Annotated in this window: 15 protein-coding genes and 2 tRNA genes; 7 read left to right on the top strand and 10 right to left on the bottom strand. The window is 40.3% G+C overall.

Features of this window, described 5'->3' with window-relative positions; all coding sequences use genetic code 11:
* Positions 1 to 117 precede the first annotated feature (117 nt).
* Positions 118 to 501, top strand: a complete 384-nt coding sequence (locus A3K93_RS08470; protein ID WP_067730715.1) for an SCP2 sterol-binding domain-containing protein — start codon at positions 118 to 120, stop codon at positions 499 to 501.
* Between the two features lie 65 nt (positions 502 to 566).
* Here A3K93_RS08470 and A3K93_RS08465 read toward each other — a convergent pair whose 3' ends face one another.
* Entirely contained in the window at positions 567 to 1,682 is a 1,116-nt protein-coding gene (locus A3K93_RS08465) for a transglycosylase SLT domain-containing protein (RefSeq protein ID WP_067730713.1), read from the bottom strand.
* 365 nt (positions 1,683 to 2,047) lie between these two features.
* On the opposite strand from A3K93_RS08465, the gene greB reads away from it, so the two are divergent.
* From greB to epmA, 5 genes are all read left to right on the top strand, one after another.
* Positions 2,048 to 2,551, top strand: coding sequence for a transcription elongation factor GreB (gene greB, locus A3K93_RS08460; protein WP_067730711.1), 504 nt, complete (start codon positions 2,048 to 2,050; stop codon positions 2,549 to 2,551).
* 79 nt (positions 2,552 to 2,630) lie between these two features.
* Positions 2,631 to 2,721 (top strand) — tRNA-Ser (locus A3K93_RS08455).
* A gap of 223 nt (positions 2,722 to 2,944) precedes the next feature.
* Positions 2,945 to 3,035 (top strand) — tRNA-Ser (locus A3K93_RS08450).
* Positions 3,036 to 3,172: 137 nt separating this feature from the next.
* On the top strand, positions 3,173 to 4,240 hold the full coding sequence (locus A3K93_RS08445) for a 4-phosphoerythronate dehydrogenase (protein WP_067730709.1): 1,068 nt from the start codon (positions 3,173 to 3,175) through the stop codon (positions 4,238 to 4,240).
* A complete protein-coding gene (epmA, locus tag A3K93_RS08440; RefSeq protein ID WP_067730707.1) occupies positions 4,237 to 5,211 on the top strand; it encodes an EF-P lysine aminoacylase EpmA in 975 nt (324 codons plus the stop codon). The genes A3K93_RS08445 and epmA overlap by 4 nt, the downstream gene beginning before the upstream one ends.
* Positions 5,212 to 5,243: 32 nt before the next feature.
* Here the strand turns inward: epmA and A3K93_RS08435 are convergent, their stop codons facing one another.
* The 7 genes from A3K93_RS08435 to ahcY form a co-directional block, all read right to left on the bottom strand.
* The gene (locus tag A3K93_RS08435; protein ID WP_067730705.1) at positions 5,244 to 5,696 is read right to left on the bottom strand and encodes a GNAT family N-acetyltransferase; all 453 of its coding nucleotides are present in this window, start codon (positions 5,694 to 5,696) and stop codon (positions 5,244 to 5,246) included.
* 172 nt (positions 5,697 to 5,868) lie between these two features.
* Entirely contained in the window at positions 5,869 to 7,104 is a 1,236-nt protein-coding gene (locus tag A3K93_RS08430; RefSeq protein ID WP_067730703.1) for a multifunctional CCA addition/repair protein, read from the bottom strand.
* 80 nt (positions 7,105 to 7,184) lie between these two features.
* Positions 7,185 to 9,464, bottom strand: a complete 2,280-nt coding sequence (locus A3K93_RS08425; RefSeq protein WP_067730701.1) for an NADP-dependent malic enzyme — start codon at positions 9,462 to 9,464, stop codon at positions 7,185 to 7,187.
* Between the two features lie 140 nt (positions 9,465 to 9,604).
* On the bottom strand, positions 9,605 to 12,481 hold the full coding sequence (locus tag A3K93_RS08420) for an EAL domain-containing protein (protein WP_067730699.1): 2,877 nt from the start codon (positions 12,479 to 12,481) through the stop codon (positions 9,605 to 9,607).
* Positions 12,482 to 12,657: 176 nt separating this feature from the next.
* Positions 12,658 to 13,371, bottom strand: a complete 714-nt coding sequence (locus A3K93_RS08415; protein WP_067730697.1) for a 16S rRNA (uracil(1498)-N(3))-methyltransferase — start codon at positions 13,369 to 13,371, stop codon at positions 12,658 to 12,660.
* A gap of 30 nt (positions 13,372 to 13,401) precedes the next feature.
* Positions 13,402 to 14,238, bottom strand: coding sequence for a methylenetetrahydrofolate reductase [NAD(P)H] (gene metF, locus A3K93_RS08410; protein WP_067730695.1), 837 nt, complete (start codon positions 14,236 to 14,238; stop codon positions 13,402 to 13,404).
* A gap of 192 nt (positions 14,239 to 14,430) precedes the next feature.
* Entirely contained in the window at positions 14,431 to 15,813 is a 1,383-nt protein-coding gene (gene ahcY, locus A3K93_RS08405; RefSeq protein ID WP_067730693.1) for an adenosylhomocysteinase, read from the bottom strand.
* A gap of 467 nt (positions 15,814 to 16,280) precedes the next feature.
* Between ahcY and A3K93_RS08400 the strand changes: the two genes are divergently transcribed.
* Complete coding sequence (locus tag A3K93_RS08400) at positions 16,281 to 16,874, top strand: DUF3592 domain-containing protein (protein ID WP_067730691.1); 594 nt, start codon at positions 16,281 to 16,283, stop codon at positions 16,872 to 16,874.
* Between the two features lie 58 nt (positions 16,875 to 16,932).
* Here the strand turns inward: A3K93_RS08400 and A3K93_RS08395 are convergent, their stop codons facing one another.
* Both A3K93_RS08395 and A3K93_RS08390 read right to left on the bottom strand, forming a co-directional pair.
* Positions 16,933 to 17,457 carry a tetratricopeptide repeat protein gene (locus tag A3K93_RS08395; RefSeq protein ID WP_067730690.1) on the bottom strand — a complete coding sequence of 175 codons (525 nt, stop codon included), beginning with the start codon at positions 17,455 to 17,457 and terminating at the stop codon, positions 16,933 to 16,935.
* 138 nt (positions 17,458 to 17,595) lie between these two features.
* Entirely contained in the window at positions 17,596 to 18,573 is a 978-nt protein-coding gene (locus A3K93_RS08390; RefSeq protein WP_067730688.1) for a Tim44 domain-containing protein, read from the bottom strand.
* Positions 18,574 to 18,683 lie beyond the last annotated feature (110 nt).

Genomic DNA, 18,683 nt, shown 5'->3' with positions numbered 1-18,683 from the left:
CAAAATTCGTTAGCCAATGGCTAAATGAACATGCTATAACAACCTTCAAGCAAAATAGCTTCACCATGATGTGGTCAGGATTGACGACACGAATGAACAAATAATTGAGGAAAGATCATGCCTGCTTTTTTAACTGATGATTGGTTTTCAACTGTAGAAACTTTAACAGCGCAAGCTGGTGATTTGAACTTGCCACCTGCTTTGGCAAATCTTGCGATTAACTTGGTTGTTGCTGATGCTGCAGGTAATACTGAGTTGTCTTTAGATGGCGGAGCAATCAAAAAAGGCTTGTCTTCGAATGCTAAAACAACTTTGAATATGGATGCGGAAACTCTACGTAAAGTATTCCTAGAGTTTGATATGGCTGCTGCAATGCAAGCTTTCATGACAGGCAAAATCAAAGTTCAAGGGGATATGTCTCAGTTGATGGCATTGCAAACTGCGAAACCAAGCCAAGAACAAAAAGATTTATTCAAAAAAGTACTTGAGCAAACTGCTTAAATTTTTTGAATTAAAAAAGGCTAACCTTTGGTTAGCCTTTTTTATACCTGAAATTTGCTTTCAGATTAAATATTCACTAAATCCGGTGAAGATTTAATATGTTCTAAATAAGAACGAATACGAGTGACATATTTTACCGCTTGACCATAGCGTGAATTAGAGGCTTTATTACGCTCTAAATAGCTATATAGATTCACCCAGTTGTTTGGGTTTTTCCCTTGCGCACGAATACGCTTCTGCACTTGCTCTACCGCATTGGGTCCCATGTTATAAGCCACCAAGGCATACCAATTGCGGTCGGGGAGTGGAATATGGGCATAACGATTCAGCATCTGGTCATAATACTTCGCACCGCCTTGAATGCTTTGATTAGGATCAGTGCGATTATTAACACCCATTGCTTTCGCAGTTGAATTGGTCAACATCATTAAACCACGCACACCCGTTGGTGAAACCGAATTGGGTTTTAAATAGGATTCCTGATAACCAATGGCTGCCAATAGATGCCAATCCAAATCGTACTGCTTTGCAGTTCGTTTAAAACTCGCTTGGTAAATTGGAAGGCGAGTGCTTAAATCACGCTGAATGCTATCCCAAGATTCCTGCTTGACCACATTACGATTATAAAAAGAGGCCAATTGCTTAAGCGAGCCACTTTGCTTGCCACCACAGATAAAATTGCTCGCGGTTTGACTTAATGGATCATCTGCAGATTTAAATACCCAATTCAAATTAGGATTTAATCCATTGCTTTGTAAGATATGATCTGCACCACAGCTTGCTGAAAAGGTGGTCAAATGTTTGGCTTCGACCATTTTTAGGTCGGCAGTCGTCATTGCAAAACTGGCTTTACCATCAGCAACCCACTTCAGTGCAGTTGCATTGTCTTTCACGGTTTTAAATTCGAGTTGTACATTTAAACTGTTGGCATAGTTACGTACCAAGTCATAACCAAACCCGTGTTGATGTGTTCCTTCCTGAAATACTGTGCTCGGATTTTTTACCGATACCACAACCAATTTATTACTGTTTACAACGCGGTCAAATTGGTGAATTGCCTTACTCGCATTAATACTATGGAAGGGAATAAATACGGTGCTTAGTGCAAGGGCTTTGATGGTGAGAGAAGAGAAAAAAGAGTGAAGGCAAAGCCTCGACCCAGACGTTGAACTACTGTGCATGTTGTCTCCGCTACAAGTAATTTATGCCCCAGAAAGTTATGGCAAAATTCGACCTTAAACTTTCAAAAAGTTTGATAAATTCAATAAGGGTTGGGCAGTCATGACGTCATTCAAAATGACATGGGATTAAAAGAAAAAATGTAGAAAATCTACATAGGTTAAAAAATAAACAAGACTAAAAGATGAGCGCATATTAAAGATCAAAAAAAAGATTGTCAAATTTTGTACATAAAATATTTCTGAAATGTAACGTAAGTATTTAAAATATTTAATGAAATATTTTGAAATACTATCTAAGTGTACTTTTTCAGCATAAAATACCGAAATCTATAAGGAAAATTTAGTGTATTCGCTAAGCTGTAACCATGAAATCAAACTTAATTACACGGGGTGGACATGACAAATTGGTGGCTGAACTCAAGCACCTTTGGCATGATGAACGACCTGAAATTACCAAAAAAGTAAACTGGGCTGCGAGTCTCGGTGATCGCTCGGAAAATGCAGATTATCAATACAACAAGCAACTATTACGTAAGATTGATCGACGGGTTCGCTACCTCGGTAAACGACTCGAAGAACTTCGTATTATCGACTATTCACCAGAACAAGCCGGAAAAGTTTACTTTGGCGCATGGGTGGATATTGAAAATGATGATGGTGAACAAAAAACTATACGTATCGTTGGCGTCGATGAAATTTACGACCATCATCCGCAGCATATTTCGATTGACTCACCCATGGCCAAAGCATTACTTGGTAAACAAGTAGATGATGAAGCCGAAGTTTTTACGCCATCAGGAAAGAAAACTTGGTATATCAATGCAATTCGCTATGAAACTCATGGAAATTCATTAGATTCAACCAATTGATTCTATTTTGTTCAATTGATGCGGTAAATTTACAAAATGATTTGCCAAGTCGCATAAATATTTATATGATGGCGCCCATGGAAGCGTGGCAGAGCGGTTTAATGCACCGGTCTTGAAAACCGACGAGGGCTTATACCCCTCCGTGAGTTCGAATCTCACCGCTTCCGCCAAATTCAAAAAGCCCTGATCATGAGATTGGGGCTTTTTTTATGTTTTAAAGTTGGTTTTTATTTTGGCATCGAAATCTTGAAAAGTTTAAAAACTTAAGGTCGTTGAAAAAGTCATCAATATTGAAATACTTAGAATATTTTTTGACTGATTGAACTGTTTTTTTGCAGTGTTTTAATTTTTTTGATTGCCAAGTTGAATAAATATTTATATGATGACGCCCATGGAAGCGTGGCAGAGCGGTTTAATGCACCGGTCTTGAAAACCGACGAGGGCTTATACCCCTCCGTGAGTTCGAATCTCACCGCTTCCGCCAAATTCAAAAAACCCCAATCAATGATTGGGGTTTTTTATTTTCTGTCTTTGCACTCTGTAAAGCAAATGCTGATGACAACAATAGAGTCGATGGCTACAACAGGTTAAAATACTGTTTCGTATTGAATGGACCATGAAATGAAAATTATCGCAGATGAAAATCTGGCTTTTACCGATTATTTTTTTGCTGAATTTGGCGAGATTGATTCACGTGCGGGTCGAACGCTGAAAGCTGAAGATGTTCAAGATGCTCAAGCACTTTTGGTTCGTTCAGTTACAAAGGTTAATGAGGCCTTAATTCAGGATAGCCAAGTTGAATTTGTTGGAAGTGCAACGATTGGAACCGATCACCTCGATATCCCAGCACTTGAAAAACTCAACATCACATGGAGTAATGCTGCAGGTTGTAATGCGCAAGCGGTAGCAGAATATGTAATTACTGCATTATTAAAGCTACGTCCTGAGCTGCTTGATGCCAATGAGACATTTACCTTAGGTATTGTGGGATTGGGGAATGTCGGTTCTCGTTTAGCGTATATGGCAAAATTGCTCGGTTGGAACGTGATTGGCTGTGATCCTTTTGTACAACGTGAACAGATTGAGCAAGTCGAATTTGCAGCACTATTACAAAATGCGGATGCCATCAGTATCCATGTACCATTAACCAAAACGGGTGAACATCCGACCTATCATTTACTCAATGCCGATGCCTTGGCTGAGATGAAACCAAAAGCAATATTAATTAACTCGGCTCGTGGTCCAGTGGTTGAAGAACAGGCCTTAGTTGAAGATATTCAAAAAACGAAGCGCCAAGTAGTACTTGATGTGTTTGAACATGAACCGGTGATCAAAGAAGAAGTTCTTAATTTAATGGCATTGGTGACACCACATATTGCAGGCTATAGCTTGGAAGGTAAGGCTCGTGGCACGCAAATGATCTACAACGCGTTTTGCCAGCATTTTGGCTTTAGCGCGAATAAACAGTTTGAAACTCAATTGCCAGCGTGTAAACAATATTTTGCAGAGCAAGATTTAAAAACTGCATTAAAAAAGCATTTACATTCGATTTACGATATTGAGCGTGATGATGCGAATCTACGTGCCTGTGTAAAAGAGGGCATCGTGGATCAAAAGGCTTTTGATTATTTACGTAAAACCTATCCATTACGCCGTGAATGGGCAGCACACGGAGGGCCTAAAGCGTGAGTATCCATTACCAACCGACCTGTGATCTTGCCGCTATACAAGCACGGGCACGTTTATATGCTCAATTACGCACTTTTTTTGCTGAACGTGAGGTTTTAGAAGTTGAAACGCCAATTTTGTCACAAGCTGGTGTAACCGATGTTCATTTAGCATCGATACAGGCACAGCGTCATGTACTCGGACAAAAGCAAACCCATTATTTGCAAACCTCGCCTGAATTTGCCATGAAGCGCTTACTTGCGAGCGGCAGTGGTCCAATCTATCAAATTTGTAAAGTCTTTCGTGATGATGAACATGGACGCAAACACAACAGTGAATTCACTATGTTGGAATGGTATCGTCCAGATTTCAGTTTAAAAAATTTGATGTTTGAAGTGACAGATTTACTCAATGTGACGTTAAAAGCACGTTTTGGTGAAATTCGTCCGACCATACTCAGCTATAAACATGCGTTTATGGATCGTTTGGAGCTCAATCCTCTACAGGCTAGCTTAAAAGATTTAAAAGATTGCTGTCGCCGTGTCGGTTTAAGTCTCGATTTGGGCGATGACCGTTTAGCTTATATCGATTTATTGTTCTCACATATGGTTGAACCAAGCCTAGGTTTTGATACGCCAGTATTCTTAACCGATTTTCCACCAGAAATGGCATCGCTTGCTAAAACTAAATTGGATGAAGATGGTGAACTCGTCGCAGCGCGTTTTGAACTGTATATTGAAGGTTTAGAGCTTGCCAATGCATATGATGAATTAATTGATGCAGACGTGCTGCGTTCACGTTTTGAAGCGGATAATGCTGAACGTGCCGAGCAAGGTCTACACATCATGCCGATTGATGAATATTTACTAGCAGCATTACCCCATATGAGTGAATGTTCAGGCATTGCACTAGGGATTGATCGTTTATTAATGGTTGCAACTAACCAAATGAAGCTTGAGAAAGTGATTACGTTCCCTGCAGATATTTCTTAATTACACGAAAAATAGAAATGATCAGCTTGGTGCTATTCAGGCTGATCATTCAGATATTTAGTGAAGCCCAGACTGTATTCTTCAAATCCTAGATTTTTATAAAAGGCATGTGCAGGGTAACGCTCAGGTCGATTTCCACTGTTGACTAACAATCTTTTTAAGCCACGTTGTTGGGCTAAGTTTTGAATGGCTTGAATGAGTGCTTTTCCTAAACCTTGACCCCGATATTGATCATTAATGACCAAGGCTTGAATACGAAAATAGCCCTCATCAAATTCCCATGTATATTGCTCAATATACCCCGCATAACCAACTACTTTATGCTGTGCTTCAATCACTAAGGTTTGATAATGATCATGTTGATGGATGCGTTGTAAACGGTTTTTTATATTTGCAATAGAAGTTGGATAACCGAGTTGCGTTGTCAGTTGATGGATCTCAAGTAAATCGGTGTCTAAATTTAATGGGCGAATAATAAAAGACATAGAGGATTCAAAACGATTAATTTTTAAGAATTTTAATCAAATATCTTGATGACAAATATTGTTTTGGAATCATTACTTCGATGTCTTTCTGCAATCGATAGCGATAGCTGAGATATAGCCAATAGATACTGATAAAAAAAGCACCCGAAGGTGCTTTCTATAATCGCTATTTTTAAGCAATTTCACGCTGATGCTGTTCTTTCAGTGCACCGAGGGCAAGAATACGCCGTTCAATCAACATTTCACCAATGTCCGCGCCTTTAACATCAGGTGGTAAATCTTGTGCTTTAATGCCACGTACAACTTGCATCGCATCGAGAACATATTGTGATTGCGGATATTCTCGATCCTCAAGTCCTAAACGACCACGGGAATCACATTCACAAGCCTGAACAAAGGCTTCCACGCGCTCAGGACGACGTAATACATCTAAACGTTGTAATAGACGCCACAATGTACCAGGCTTGAGGTTAAACGCCTGATGACATTTTAAATGTTCTTTACATACCGCAATGGCCAATTGTTTGGTATTGGTCGGTACTTTTAAACGGTCACACACTTCAGTCACAGGCTGAACACCACGTTCCTCATGCATAATATGACGTGGCAATTCTTCTTTAGGTGTCAGTGCTTTACCTAAGTCATGCAATAACACTGCAAAACGAACATCCAAACTGTAATTTTGGCGACATGCTTGCTGTAAGGACATGAGTGTATGAATACCGCAGTCAATTTCAGGATGATATTCAGGACGTTGCGGAATACCAAACAGTGCATCAATTTCAGGGAATAATACTTTTAGTGCACCGCATGAACGAAGGACTTCAAAATACACATCCGCATCACGTTCCATCAGTGCACGTGAGGTTTCTTTCCAAACCCGTTCAGGGGTGAGGGCGTGGAGTTCACCTGATTCAGTGAGTTGTTGCATCAGCTGCAAAGTTTCAGGAGCAACTTTAAAACCTAACTGATGATAGCGCGCTGCAAAGCGTGCGATACGCAAAACACGTAAAGGATCTTCAATGAAGGCTTCAGATACATGGCGCAACATACGATCTTGTAAATCTCGTTGCCCGCCGTAAGGGTCATAAATGTTGCCGTCATCATCCATTGCCATGGCATTGATGGTGAGATCGCGACGAATCAGATCTTCTTCCAAGGTCACACTGACATCGGTATAGAACGCAAACCCATGATAACCCGTACCAGACTTACGTTCGGTACGTGCTAATGCATATTCTTCTTTTGTTTCAGGGTGTAGAAATACGGGGAAATCTTTTCCAACAGGTTGATAGCCAGCGGAAAGTAATTGGTCGGGTGTAGCACCGACCACGACATAATCTCTTTCGTGATAGGGGTGTCCGAGTAAGTGATCCCGAACTGCACCGCCTACTAAATAAACTTGCATGAAAAAACCTCTATTCTTACAAGCATCATGCTACAGAATAGAGGTTTTCTCAAGTCACAAAATGTGACCTTACATGCCTATTAGAGCGCGTTTTTCTCAGCTTCTTGAATTTCAGCAACCGTTAACGCAGTCATGTTGACAAGACGACGTGTAGTTGCAGTAGGTGTCAAGATGTGAACCGGTTTAGCCGCACCTAAAAGGATAGGGCCAATAGTCACATTATTACCAGAAGTTGATTTCAACAAGTTGAATGAAATATTCGCTGCATCAAGGTTAGGCATAATCAAGAGATTTGCAGAACCTTTGAAGCGTGAGTTCGGGAATGCGAAACCACGGATATTTTCATCAAGTGCAGCATCGGCATGCATTTCACCTTCAACTTCAAGTTCGGGTGCAATTTCAGTCAAGATATCAAACACTTTACGCATTTTTTGTGCTGATGGATCTGTTTGATCTGAACCGAAGCTAGAATGCGACAATAATGCAACACGTGGTGTCATGCCGAAACGACGTACTTCTTCAGCAGCCAAAATGGTCATTTCCGCAAGCTGTTCAGCAGTAGGGTTACGGTTGATGTAAGTATCTGCAATGAAAATATTACGATCTTCAAGCATCAATGCATTGAGCGTGAAGAATGTATTGTGACCTTCTTGCTTACCAATGATATTACTTACGAAGTCTAAGTGGATGTCATAGCTTGAGTAAGTACCACAAAGCATACCGTCAGCCAAACCATGTTTTACCAACATAGAAGCAATCAGGGTAGAACGACGACGTGTTTCACGTTGTGCATATTCAGGTGTCACGCCTTTACGTTGCATGATGCTGTAGTAATCATCAGCAAACATTTCGTAGTTCGGGTTCTTCTCTTGGTCAACGATAGTGATATTCACGCCGTCTTGAAGACGAAGACCGAGTTTTTTAATGTTTGCTTCAATCACCGCAGGGCGACCTACAAGAATAGGTTTAGCTAAACCTTCATCTACTGCAATCTGAACCGCACGAAGTACGCGTAAATCTTCACCTTCAGCATATGCAATACGCTTAGGATCCGTTTTCGCTTGAGCGAAAATTGGCTTCATGATGAATGCTGAGTTATACACAAACTCAGACAAACGTTGACGGTAATGCGAGAAGTCTTTAATTGGACGAGTCGCAACACCTGAATCCATCGCTGCTTGTGCAATTGCAGGCGCAATTTCAAGAATTAAACGTTGATCAAGTGGACGTGGAATTAAGTAGTCACGACCAAATGATGCAGATTTTTCACCATATGATGCTGCATCTGCTTCAACGTGAGCCATACGCGCAATCGCATGCACACAGGCAATCTTCATCTCTTCATTAATCGTTGTTGCGCCAACATCAAGTGCACCACGGAAGATATAAGGGAAGCAAAGAGCGTTATTCACTTGGTTTGGATAGTCAGAACGACCAGTCGCCATAATCACGTCAGGACGTGCCGTATGTGCAAGTTCAGGCAGAATTTCAGGATCCGGGTTTGCTAAAGCAAAGATGATCGGATCTTTGGCCATCTGTTTCACCATATCCTGAGTCAGAATACCTGCAGCAGATAGACCAAGGAACATATCTGCACCGTCCATCACGTCAGCAAGCTGTGTGCCTTCGATGTCTTGTACATATGCTTTCTTAGATTCGTCCAAACCTTCACGTTTGGTTGTGAGTAGACCGCGTGAGTCAGCAACGATGATATTTTCTTTTTTCGCACCCAATGCACAAAGCAGATTGAGGCAAGAAAGGGCAGCAGCACCCGCACCTGAAGCGACAATTTTAATCTCTTCGATTTTTTTGCCGTTTAGTTTAAGTGCATTGAGTAATGCTGAACCCACAATAATTGAAGTACCGTGTTGGTCATCATGGAACACAGGAATGTTCATGCGTTCTCGAAGTTTCTGCTCAATATAGAAACATTCTGGTGCCTTGATATCTTCAAGGTTAATACCACCAAAAGTTGGTTCTAATGCAGCAACGATATCAACGATTTTATCTGGATCATTTTCTGCGATTTCGATATCGAATACGTCAACGCCAGCAAACTTTTTGAACAGAACACCTTTACCTTCCATAACTGGCTTAGATGCCAATGGACCGATATTCCCTAAACCCAATACAGCAGTACCGTTACTGACCACCGCAACCAAGTTGCCACGTGCTGTATAAAGTGCAGCAGTCGATGGGTCACGTTCGATTTCTAAACATGGTGCAGCAACACCAGGTGAGTATGCCAGTGCTAAATCACGTTGGTTTACGAGTTGTTTACTAGGAGTAACGCTGATTTTGCCGGGAGTTGGAAATTCATGATAATAAAGTGCTTGTTGCTTTAAAGATTGTTCGTCCATCTGTATCTCGATCGTTGCAGAGATTACCCTTTACATGGGTAACAGTTTAATTTGTATACCCGAATATAACACTTGTTGTCGTGATATCACAGACAAAGAAGCTCGATTTTCAAACAATCTTATCGATAAGAATAATTAACTTAGACTTGATAGCTATATGAGACATTTTCTCGGTTTTGTTCTAGATATTGTGTGGCTTCCTGAACGGGTAACGGTTTGGAGAAAATGTAGCCTTGAGCAATATCACATTTCAAATCACGTAAATAATCGAGCTGTAATTTATTCTCAATCCCTTCTGCAACCACGATCATGCCCATGGCTTTACCCATTGCCACCATTGCACTGACAATGGCATCTTGTTTTTCTTCACCAATTTTAGACACGAAACTGCGGTCAATTTTTAAAATATCAATCGGGAAGTCAGCAAGATAAGACAGCGAAGAATATCCTGTACCGAAGTCATCTAATGAAATACAGATATCGCGTTCTTTAATTTGATTTAACAAATTTTTGACTGAATCTGAGTTTTCAACCAATGAAGATTCGGTAATTTCGAGTTCTAAACTTGAACCAGAAATTCGGTTAATTTCGATTGCTTCGTCAAGATCATTGAGTAATTGTCCACGACGGAGTTGCTGCGCCACGATATTCACCGACACACAGATATCGTTAAAACCGCGATCATTCCATTGACGTATTTGTTTCGCAGTTTGTTGAATGACTAAGCGACCAATTTCAGAAATCAAACTGGTTTGTTCAGCAAGTGGAATAAACATACCGGGTGGAATAATGCCTTTTTCAGGGTGATCCCAACGAATTAAGGCTTCAAAACCGTAAATACTTTGATCAACAAAGTTGATTTTAGGTTGGTAATACACTACCAATTCACCATTTTGAATGGCTTTACGTAAGTCACGTTCAATGAAAATCCCTTGTTCAAGCAATGCCGTATTTTCATTTGAATAGAAACGTGTCGTGTTTCCGCCCAAGGCTTTAGCTTCAGATAGGGCTTGTTCAGCACAGTTATTCAGGTAATCCAATTGACGCCCATGGTCAGGATAGAACGCGACACCCATCGAAATAGTGATCACATAGTCTTGACCAACAATATTAAATGGCTGTGCAAATGCTTTCGAAATACGATCACATTGTTCCTGAACAGAAGGGCGGATATGTGAAATCTCGTACAAAATAGCGAAATCATCACCATTTAAATGCGCAACAAAAAGTGCTTCAGCATTGGTAATACGTAAACGCTGTGCGACTTGACGAAGTAGTTCATCACCGCCGTTATTACTTAAATATTCATTTAATGGACGGAAACGGTCGATATTGAGTCGAATCACGGCCATTTGTTTAATAGAATCTTTTTGTGTGACTAAGTACTGGTGTAATTGATAGTTGTAATAAAAACGGTTTGGCAGATCGGTCAGTGTATCGTAATTTTCCAAATAATTGAGGCGTTGTTCATTGTGTTTGCGTTCGGTTAAGTCCGAAACTATACCAATATAGTGAGTGACACGACCTTCATCATCGGTAATGGCATTAATGTGCAGCCAAAGTGCTAATTCTTTGCCGGAAAGGAACTTTTCATTTAGTTCGCCATCATAAGAGCCATTCTTCATCACATGCTTAATGATTTTCGAATGAGCGCTACGCTGTTGAGAACGATAGTTGGCAGTGATATCAAATAGGTGTTTCCCAATGATCTCTCCGCGTGCGAAACCAGACAACTGCTCAAAGAACGGATTGGCATCGATATAACGTAAATCTTCATTAAGGATAAAGATGCCTTCAGCCGCTTGCTCCAGAACGCTGGCAGCCAGTTTTAGCCGTTCTTCTGACATACGTTCATTTTGTATATCACGCCGAATACCTACCATGCGCAGTGGTTTATTGGTTTTTGGATCACGGCTAATGACACGCCCAATATCATGCACCCAACTCCATACACCTTTGGATTGCTGAATACGATAGGTCGCTTCGTAGCGCTCAGCTTGTCCACGCAAGTGCTGTTTCATATTGGTTTTAAAATAATCGACATCATCGGGGTGGATGATATGTTGCAGCTGTGCATGATGTTCTTTGGAATGACGAACCACTTTTTCATGATTATTGGTGGTAAGCGTGATGACACGATCTTTAATATTCCAATCCCACGGTCGAATGCCGGCAATCTCATGAGCAAGTTCTAAGTTTTGATGCTGCTTTTGTAGATCGTTATTAATTTGGTTGATGTCATAAGTACGTTCACGGACTTTTTGTTCTAAAAGCTGATTATTCAGTTGTAGTTGTAATTCAATATCTTTGGATTTATCGACTTCATTTTTCAGCTGTTGGCAGAGTTCATCTGTCCATGCAATTTGTTGCTTTGCTTCAGATACTAAAAGGCTATTTTGTGCGTATAAACGAGAAGTTCGTTTATGAATTCTGTAGGTACTTGATGCGCAGAGTAAAATCACAATAATCGCAAAATTTAGTGATAATCCTAAAAATGCGTTGTTGTGGTTTTGATTAATTAATTGCGATAGAAAAAAGGGCACTAAAGCCGGAATAAAGACCAAACAAAAATAAGCTAATTTTTGCGTTAAAAAGGTCAATCCAAAGGCTTGGGTCACAATGAGAAGTAATGCAGATAAAGTCAGTGCTTCAATATTTGAAAAGTTCGCATTGACCTGAGGTAAATAGGTATAGATGGTATAAATACCAATAGAAATACAGATACCAACAATCAAACACTGAATATTGAGCCAACGATCCGCATTTTGCGGTTGGTAGTGATTAGGTTTGAAGTAAATTGAATTAATGAGTAAACAGCTACTGACAATAATTTCAGTCAGGAGAAACCATAAATTAAAATAAAGATCTGAAGATCCGTATTGCAACAAATACAGGCAAAAAATATAGAGGCAAATGATTAAAATACTAATCAAGAAATAGCGACTATGACGAAGCGTATTCGCTATTTGAGCACTATTAAGATGGTGCTGAATAAAATCATCCTGATGATGAACCATGCCTGAATGCCTTATCTGCGTCCTAAATGGATTATAGTCTTATATTGCATTGTTATTTTGGTTGTCCTTACACAAGCGTTATTTAGAAAATAATCATTAATTTTTATTAGGTTAAGACTAAATTGCTTAAGTGTAAAAATCAATCAAAAATGTTACAAATTTTACCAATAATCGGATTACATAAATTTATAGTTCAAAATTGAAAGCGCAACCACAGGTGCAGTTTCAGTTCTTAAAACGCGTTCACCGATACACCAATTGGCAAAACCTTTGGTATTTGCGAGGTTAATTTCTTCTTCGCTTAAACCACCTTCAGGGCCAATGAGTAGCGCTAGTTCTGAATTGGCCTGATTTAAAACATCGGTTTCATCTTTATTTGGTGCCAATACAAGTTTTGTTGCAGGTAAAGATGTATCTAACCATTTTTCAAGGGGAAGGGGATTGAGAATTTTAGGGACAATATTTAAACCACATTGCTCACATGCAGCAATCGCGACACCTTGCCAATGGTCGAGTTTCTTTTGATCTCGATCGTACTTTAAGCGCATTTCACAGCGTTCTGAGGTCAAAAGCTGAATCTCGGATACACCAAGCTCTACAGCCTTTTGAATCGCATAATCCATACGATCGCCTTTACTCATCACTTGACCGAGTAAGGCTTTAAATTTTGGCGTTCGATTGCTCGGGTTAAAATGATCAATTCGAACAGAAGCTGATTTTTTATTGACTTCTACAAGTTCAGCTTGATATTCACCACCTTGTCCATTAAACAATGTGGCTGTTTCACCTACTTGAGCGCGTAAGACCTTAACCCAATGATGAAATACGGTTTCCGTCAATTCAACAGTCTGATTTACTGCTAAATCAGTTTCCATATAAAAACGTGGCATAGGGCTTACTCTCAAATAGGCAAATCGAACTTATGCTAAACCCAAATCAAGCACAAGTTGACGGGTAGGATCTGTGGTGTTCATTGTATAGAAATGCAAGCTAGGTGCACCACCCGCAATCAGACGTTCACATAGCTTAACGACTACTTCATGACCAAAAGCTTTGATTGAAGCGGTGTCATCACCATAATCTGCCAATTGCTTGCGAATCCAACGTGGAATTTCCGCACCTGTACCATCAGCAAAGCGAATTAAGTTACTTGCATTGGTAATCGGCATAATGCCTGGGGCAACAGGAATATTCACACCTTCTTTTTGAATGCGTTCTACAAAATAAAAGTAGGCATCTGGATTAAAGAAGAATTGTGTCAGTGCAGCATTGGCACCAGCATTGGCTTTGTCGCAAAAACGTTGAATGTCTTTATCAAAGCTTTCAGCTTGTGGATGCATTTCAGGATAAGCTGCGACTTCAATATGGAAATGATCGCCTGAATGCTCACGAATGAAACGTACTAAATCGGTTGCATAAGGCAGTTCACCAAGACCCACCTGACCTGATGGTAAATCTCCGCGCAGTGCAACAATACGGTTGATGCCTTGTGATTTGTACAAATCAAGCAATTCAGCAATACGCGCTTTGCTGTCACCGATACACGATAGGTGAGGGGCAACTGGTGTGCCTTTACCATTAAAGTCATCTAAGGTTTTCAGCGTACGTTCGCGTGTTGAACCACCTGCGCCATAAGTCACGGAGAAAAACTCAGGATTAAGTTTCTGTAGTTCTTGATGAACGGTAATCAGTTTTTCTGCACCAACATCTGTTTTGGTGGGGAAAAACTCGAATGAAATGGGAATCTGTTTTGACATTTTAAATCCTAGTTATAAATACTTGTATGATTTGACCTCTCCCCCAACCCTCTCTTGCGCTTCACTTTAAAGCAGTGCTTAAAGTTTGCTCAGGAGAGGGAACTTCCTCCTAAAATTATTTAAGTGCGAAGCCCCTTCTCTTGCGCCATATATGGCTCAGGGAGAAGGTTGGGATGAGGATAAAACTAAAACTTAGTATTTATAAGCATCCGATTTAAATGGACCTTCAACAGCTACGCCAAGGTAGTCGGCTTGTTCTTGAGTCAATTGAGTCAGAACACCACCAAAACCAGCAACCATTGCTGCTGCGACTTCTTCATCTAATTTTTTAGGAAGAAGTTCAACGCGAATTGCGGCTTGTTTTTGGTCTTCAGGAAGATCCGCAAATTTCTCAGCGAATAAATGCATTTGACCTAAAACTTGGTTGGCGAATGAACCATCCATCACGCGTGATGGGTGACCTGTTGCGTTACCAAGGTTTACAAGGCGACCTTCAGAAAGAAGAATCAGGTAATCGTTTTCGTTTTCTGAACGATACACTTGGTGTACTTGAGGTTTCACTTCAACCCACTTGTAACCACGTAAGTAGTTGGTATCGATTTCTGTATCGAAGTGACCGATGTTACAAACTACAGCACCTGCTTTTAAGGTATCAAGCATTGCAGCGTCACATACATGGTAGTTACCTGTTGTAGTAACGATTAAGTCAGTGTTTAAAAGAAGGTCAGCATTTACGTCTTCTTTTTTACCAGTTTGTACGCCATTTTTGTATGGAGATACGACTTCGTAACCATCCATGCAGGCTTGCATTGCACAGATTGGGTCGATTTCAGAAACACGTACGATCATGCCTTCTTGACGAAGTGATTGTGCAGAACCTTTACCTACGTCACCGTAACCAATCACAAGTGCACGACGACCAGATAACAACATATCTGTTGCACGTTTGATAGCATCGTTTAGAGAGTGACGGCAACCGTATTTGTTGTCGTTTTTGGACTTAGTCACTGAATCGTTAACGTTGATCGCAGGCACTTTTAATGAGCCGTCTTTCCACATTTCAAGAAGACGTGCGACACCAGTCGTAGTTTCTTCAGTAATACCGTGGATTTTTGCAAGTACTTCTGGATATTTTTGGTGAACAAGTGCAGTTAAGTCACCGCCATCATCCAGAATCATGTTGGCATCCCAAGGTGTGCCATTGACATTAATTTGTTGTTCTAAACACCAGTTATATTCTTCTTCAGTTTCGCCTTTCCAAGCAAATACAGGAATACCGCGAGCAGCAATGGCAGCAGCAGCATGGTCTTGAGTTGAGAAGATGTTGCAAGATGTCCAGCGAACTTCTGCGCCAAGCTCTACCAAAGTTTCGATAAGAACAGCTGTCTGGATTGTCATGTGGATACAACCCAAAATTTTTGCGCCAGCAAGTGGTTTCGCAGCAGCATAGCGTTTACGCAGACCGATAAGGGCTGGCATTTCAGCTTCAGCAAGTTTGATTTCTTTGCGACCGAAGTCCGCTAAAGTGATATCTGCTACTTTGTAATCCGTAAATGATGCATTAACCGCGCTCATCACGATCTCCTTATAAAAAACAAAAATTGATCATTCAGTTCGCGGATGCCGTTGTTGGTTAGACTTGAATAAGTACAACCGATCGTCGAGCCTGGCTTGTTTCACATACATGAGTTTGTGAAAAAGTCGCAGCATCCCTCGACTAGCGAATCATTCTACTTGGATTTAACCTTTGTTCCAATCCGAAATTGTTTAAGTTTTGAGTGAACTTACCTGTATGACGCACTGAATAAATTATATTTTTTATAAATAAAACTGATGATTAATTAGAAAATCTACATCTGAATCAGAATTTTTTTTAATTCATTCTAAAAATAAGTGATTTTTCTCATATATGTAGCAATAGAAATATTCTGTATTAATATGATCTGTAGTTTTTAAAATAGAATCGAATTTTAGGGATTTTTAAACAGATACATTAGTGTAGAAAAGATTAAAAATGAAATTATAAAAACAAGGAAGACATCATGTTTGGCTTGGTATTTTTTTTCACAGGGTTAGGTGCATTCTTTTTGGCTTATGCACTTCTTAAGCAAAGTCAGTATTTTACAAATGATGTTATTAAAGTTCAGGGTAGAGTAGTAGAAATACGCAAACGTCGTTATAAAAATTCGACTGTTCATAGACCTGTAATTGAATATATGTTTCAGGGGCAAACGTGGCAGCACGAAGCAGAATATGATCTGCATATTAATAGACAGCAAATTGGTTCATTTTGCACCATGATTTTTAATCCTCTACGTCCAAGCATGGTCTGTGCGGAGTTTGATATTCACGGACGTAGTTTAATCATGCTGATTTGCTTTGGATTGAGCATACCCTTTATGATTTTAGGTCTTTATTTGGCTATTGATAGTTTTAGTATTTTACAAAGTGGCGGGGGCGGCTTTACATCTGAAATGTTTTCAAATGCTTTTGGTCTTTTTGTGTTGATCGTAATTACATGGAAACTAAAACCTATATTGCAACGTATTAAATCTGATAAAAAATATACTGTATGGGGGCTGAGTGATAATGCAGAACGTATTGATAAACAGGATGATCAAACTAAATTTGGTTAGCGCAAATATATAGATAGTGCTTTAAGTAAAAGCCCATCAAAGGATGGGCTTTTCTTTTTTAACTATTTTCTTGTTCTAGTGCATCGGCTTTTTCAGTCCAATATGCAGCTTTTTCTTCATTAGCGTCTATACCTAAACCATTTTCATAAATAAAGGCAAGATCACGCATCGCTTGATATTCACCCCATTCAGCAGCTTGTTTGACGAGGGAAATAGATTTTTCGACATCTTTTTCAATTACGTCACCACGGCGGTAGAAACCAGCCAATTCTAAAGTTGCAGCAGGATGCTTTTCGATATTGGCTTTGCTTAACCAGTAATAGGCTAACTCAAAGTGAGCTTTAGATTCTTCAGGATCTTCTTCAGCCAGTTCTTTGGCATAAACGGTGTAGCCTTCACCCAACCAATACATGGCATCAACCAAACCGCCGTTGGCAGCTTTTAGAGCCCATTCTTCTGCCAAAATGATGTCATCATCATGCTCGCTTTGCATATACAGTTCAGCAAGTTCAAATTGTGCTTCTGCATTGCCAGCAAGTGCACGATTCGAAAGAGCAGCAGGGGGAGAAATACGCTTGGTCATATCAAGATCTCAAAAATCAATAGATATAGTTTAAAGCTTTCAAGCAGAAAAGCGAATGAATGGGGAAAATCATTGCAAGATAAAAAAGTGAAGACAAAAAAACAGCGGCATAGAGCCGCTATTTTTTAAAAGAAAGGTTTACTGTTCCTGTTGAATGCCAGCAACTACCCAATCTTGGCTTGAACCTGCAGGTTTAACGAAATGCCAAACTTCTGCAAAAGGCTGTGGCAAGCTGTTTAAGTCTTCGCTAACAGTACCTGTGAAACGTACACTGACAACGTATTGACCATTTTCATTGGTTGAATCAACGACCATAGCATTTAAGTTAGAGAATTCAGCAACGTCTTGATCCTGATTTGCCATGATGTCGTTATACATCGATTGGTAAAGGTCAGGCGTTAAGTAACGTTGAATCTCAGAAATATTGCTCGCCGTATTCATCGATTGAATATGGTTAAAACGCTGACGTGCAACACGTAAGAAAGCAGCAGGTTCAGTACCATCAGGAAGTTGATTGCCACTTTGCGTATATGCTGCACCGAAAGGCGCATTCGACGCTGCAGATTGACCACCTACATTTTGACCAAAGATATTGGTGTTATCACCACCACGGCTAGGTGCAGGAGTTTGACCAAACGGTGCTGATGAAGCAGCACCGCTATTTGGTGCGTATGGATTAGGTGCTACTTTTTTTTTTGCGCCCATCTTACGGAAAATGAAGAAGGCAACAGCTGCTGCAAGCAAAATCCAGATCCAGCCCGGAATACCGCCTTTCTCTTCTTGCTGCTGAGCTTGTTCAGCTTGAGCTTGAGAAGCAGCTGCGTTGTTATCATCTGCAAGCGCATTTGCTGCAACAGCACCAATTGCGGCACCAGCAACACCCGCAGCAACCATACCGCCAACACCTGGACCTGATTTAGCAGGTGCACCAGCAGCTGGAGCTTGCTGAACAGGCGCTGTTTGACGAGGTTGTTGATAAGATTGGGTTGGTGCAGCAGAACGTTGCATACCATGGCTTTTACCGCCACCTGCACGTTTTGCTTCAGCAGCTAACGGTGCAACCAAAAGTGCTGCTGTTAGAAAACCTGCAATCAGACCACGCTGTCGAACTTCCATTCAATTTTCCTATGTAAATAAAATCTATTTAGACCTTATAGTTATATAGCCTTTACACAGAATTTCAATTAAAAATCTGTATTTTTTTCTTCATAGTTCATCAATAGTTT

The organism is Acinetobacter sp. NCu2D-2 (genome assembly GCF_001647675.1).
Taxonomy (GTDB): domain Bacteria; phylum Pseudomonadota; class Gammaproteobacteria; order Pseudomonadales; family Moraxellaceae; genus Acinetobacter.
The sequence above is the reverse complement of the archived record's forward strand: the minus strand, read 5'-3'. Positions and strand labels throughout refer to the sequence as shown.

Coding starts and splice junctions, on each gene's coding strand:
- A3K93_RS08470 (WP_067730715.1), top strand. CDS start 118: ATGCCTGCTTTTTTAACTGATGATTGGTTTTCAACTGTAGAAACTTTA.
- A3K93_RS08465 (WP_067730713.1), bottom strand. CDS start 1,682: ATGCACAGTAGTTCAACGTCTGGGTCGAGGCTTTGCCTTCACTCTTTT.
- greB (WP_067730711.1), top strand. CDS start 2,048: ATGAAATCAAACTTAATTACACGGGGTGGACATGACAAATTGGTGGCT.
- A3K93_RS08445 (WP_067730709.1), top strand. CDS start 3,173: ATGAAAATTATCGCAGATGAAAATCTGGCTTTTACCGATTATTTTTTT.
- A3K93_RS08435 (WP_067730705.1), bottom strand. CDS start 5,696: ATGTCTTTTATTATTCGCCCATTAAATTTAGACACCGATTTACTTGAG.
- A3K93_RS08430 (WP_067730703.1), bottom strand. CDS start 7,104: ATGCAAGTTTATTTAGTAGGCGGTGCAGTTCGGGATCACTTACTCGGA.
- A3K93_RS08425 (WP_067730701.1), bottom strand. CDS start 9,464: ATGGACGAACAATCTTTAAAGCAACAAGCACTTTATTATCATGAATTT.
- A3K93_RS08420 (WP_067730699.1), bottom strand. CDS start 12,481: ATGGTTCATCATCAGGATGATTTTATTCAGCACCATCTTAATAGTGCT.
- A3K93_RS08415 (WP_067730697.1), bottom strand. CDS start 13,371: ATGCCACGTTTTTATATGGAAACTGATTTAGCAGTAAATCAGACTGTT.
- metF (WP_067730695.1), bottom strand. CDS start 14,238: ATGTCAAAACAGATTCCCATTTCATTCGAGTTTTTCCCCACCAAAACA.
- ahcY (WP_067730693.1), bottom strand. CDS start 15,813: ATGAGCGCGGTTAATGCATCATTTACGGATTACAAAGTAGCAGATATC.
- A3K93_RS08400 (WP_067730691.1), top strand. CDS start 16,281: ATGTTTGGCTTGGTATTTTTTTTCACAGGGTTAGGTGCATTCTTTTTG.
- A3K93_RS08395 (WP_067730690.1), bottom strand. CDS start 17,457: ATGACCAAGCGTATTTCTCCCCCTGCTGCTCTTTCGAATCGTGCACTT.
- A3K93_RS08390 (WP_067730688.1), bottom strand. CDS start 18,573: ATGGAAGTTCGACAGCGTGGTCTGATTGCAGGTTTTCTAACAGCAGCA.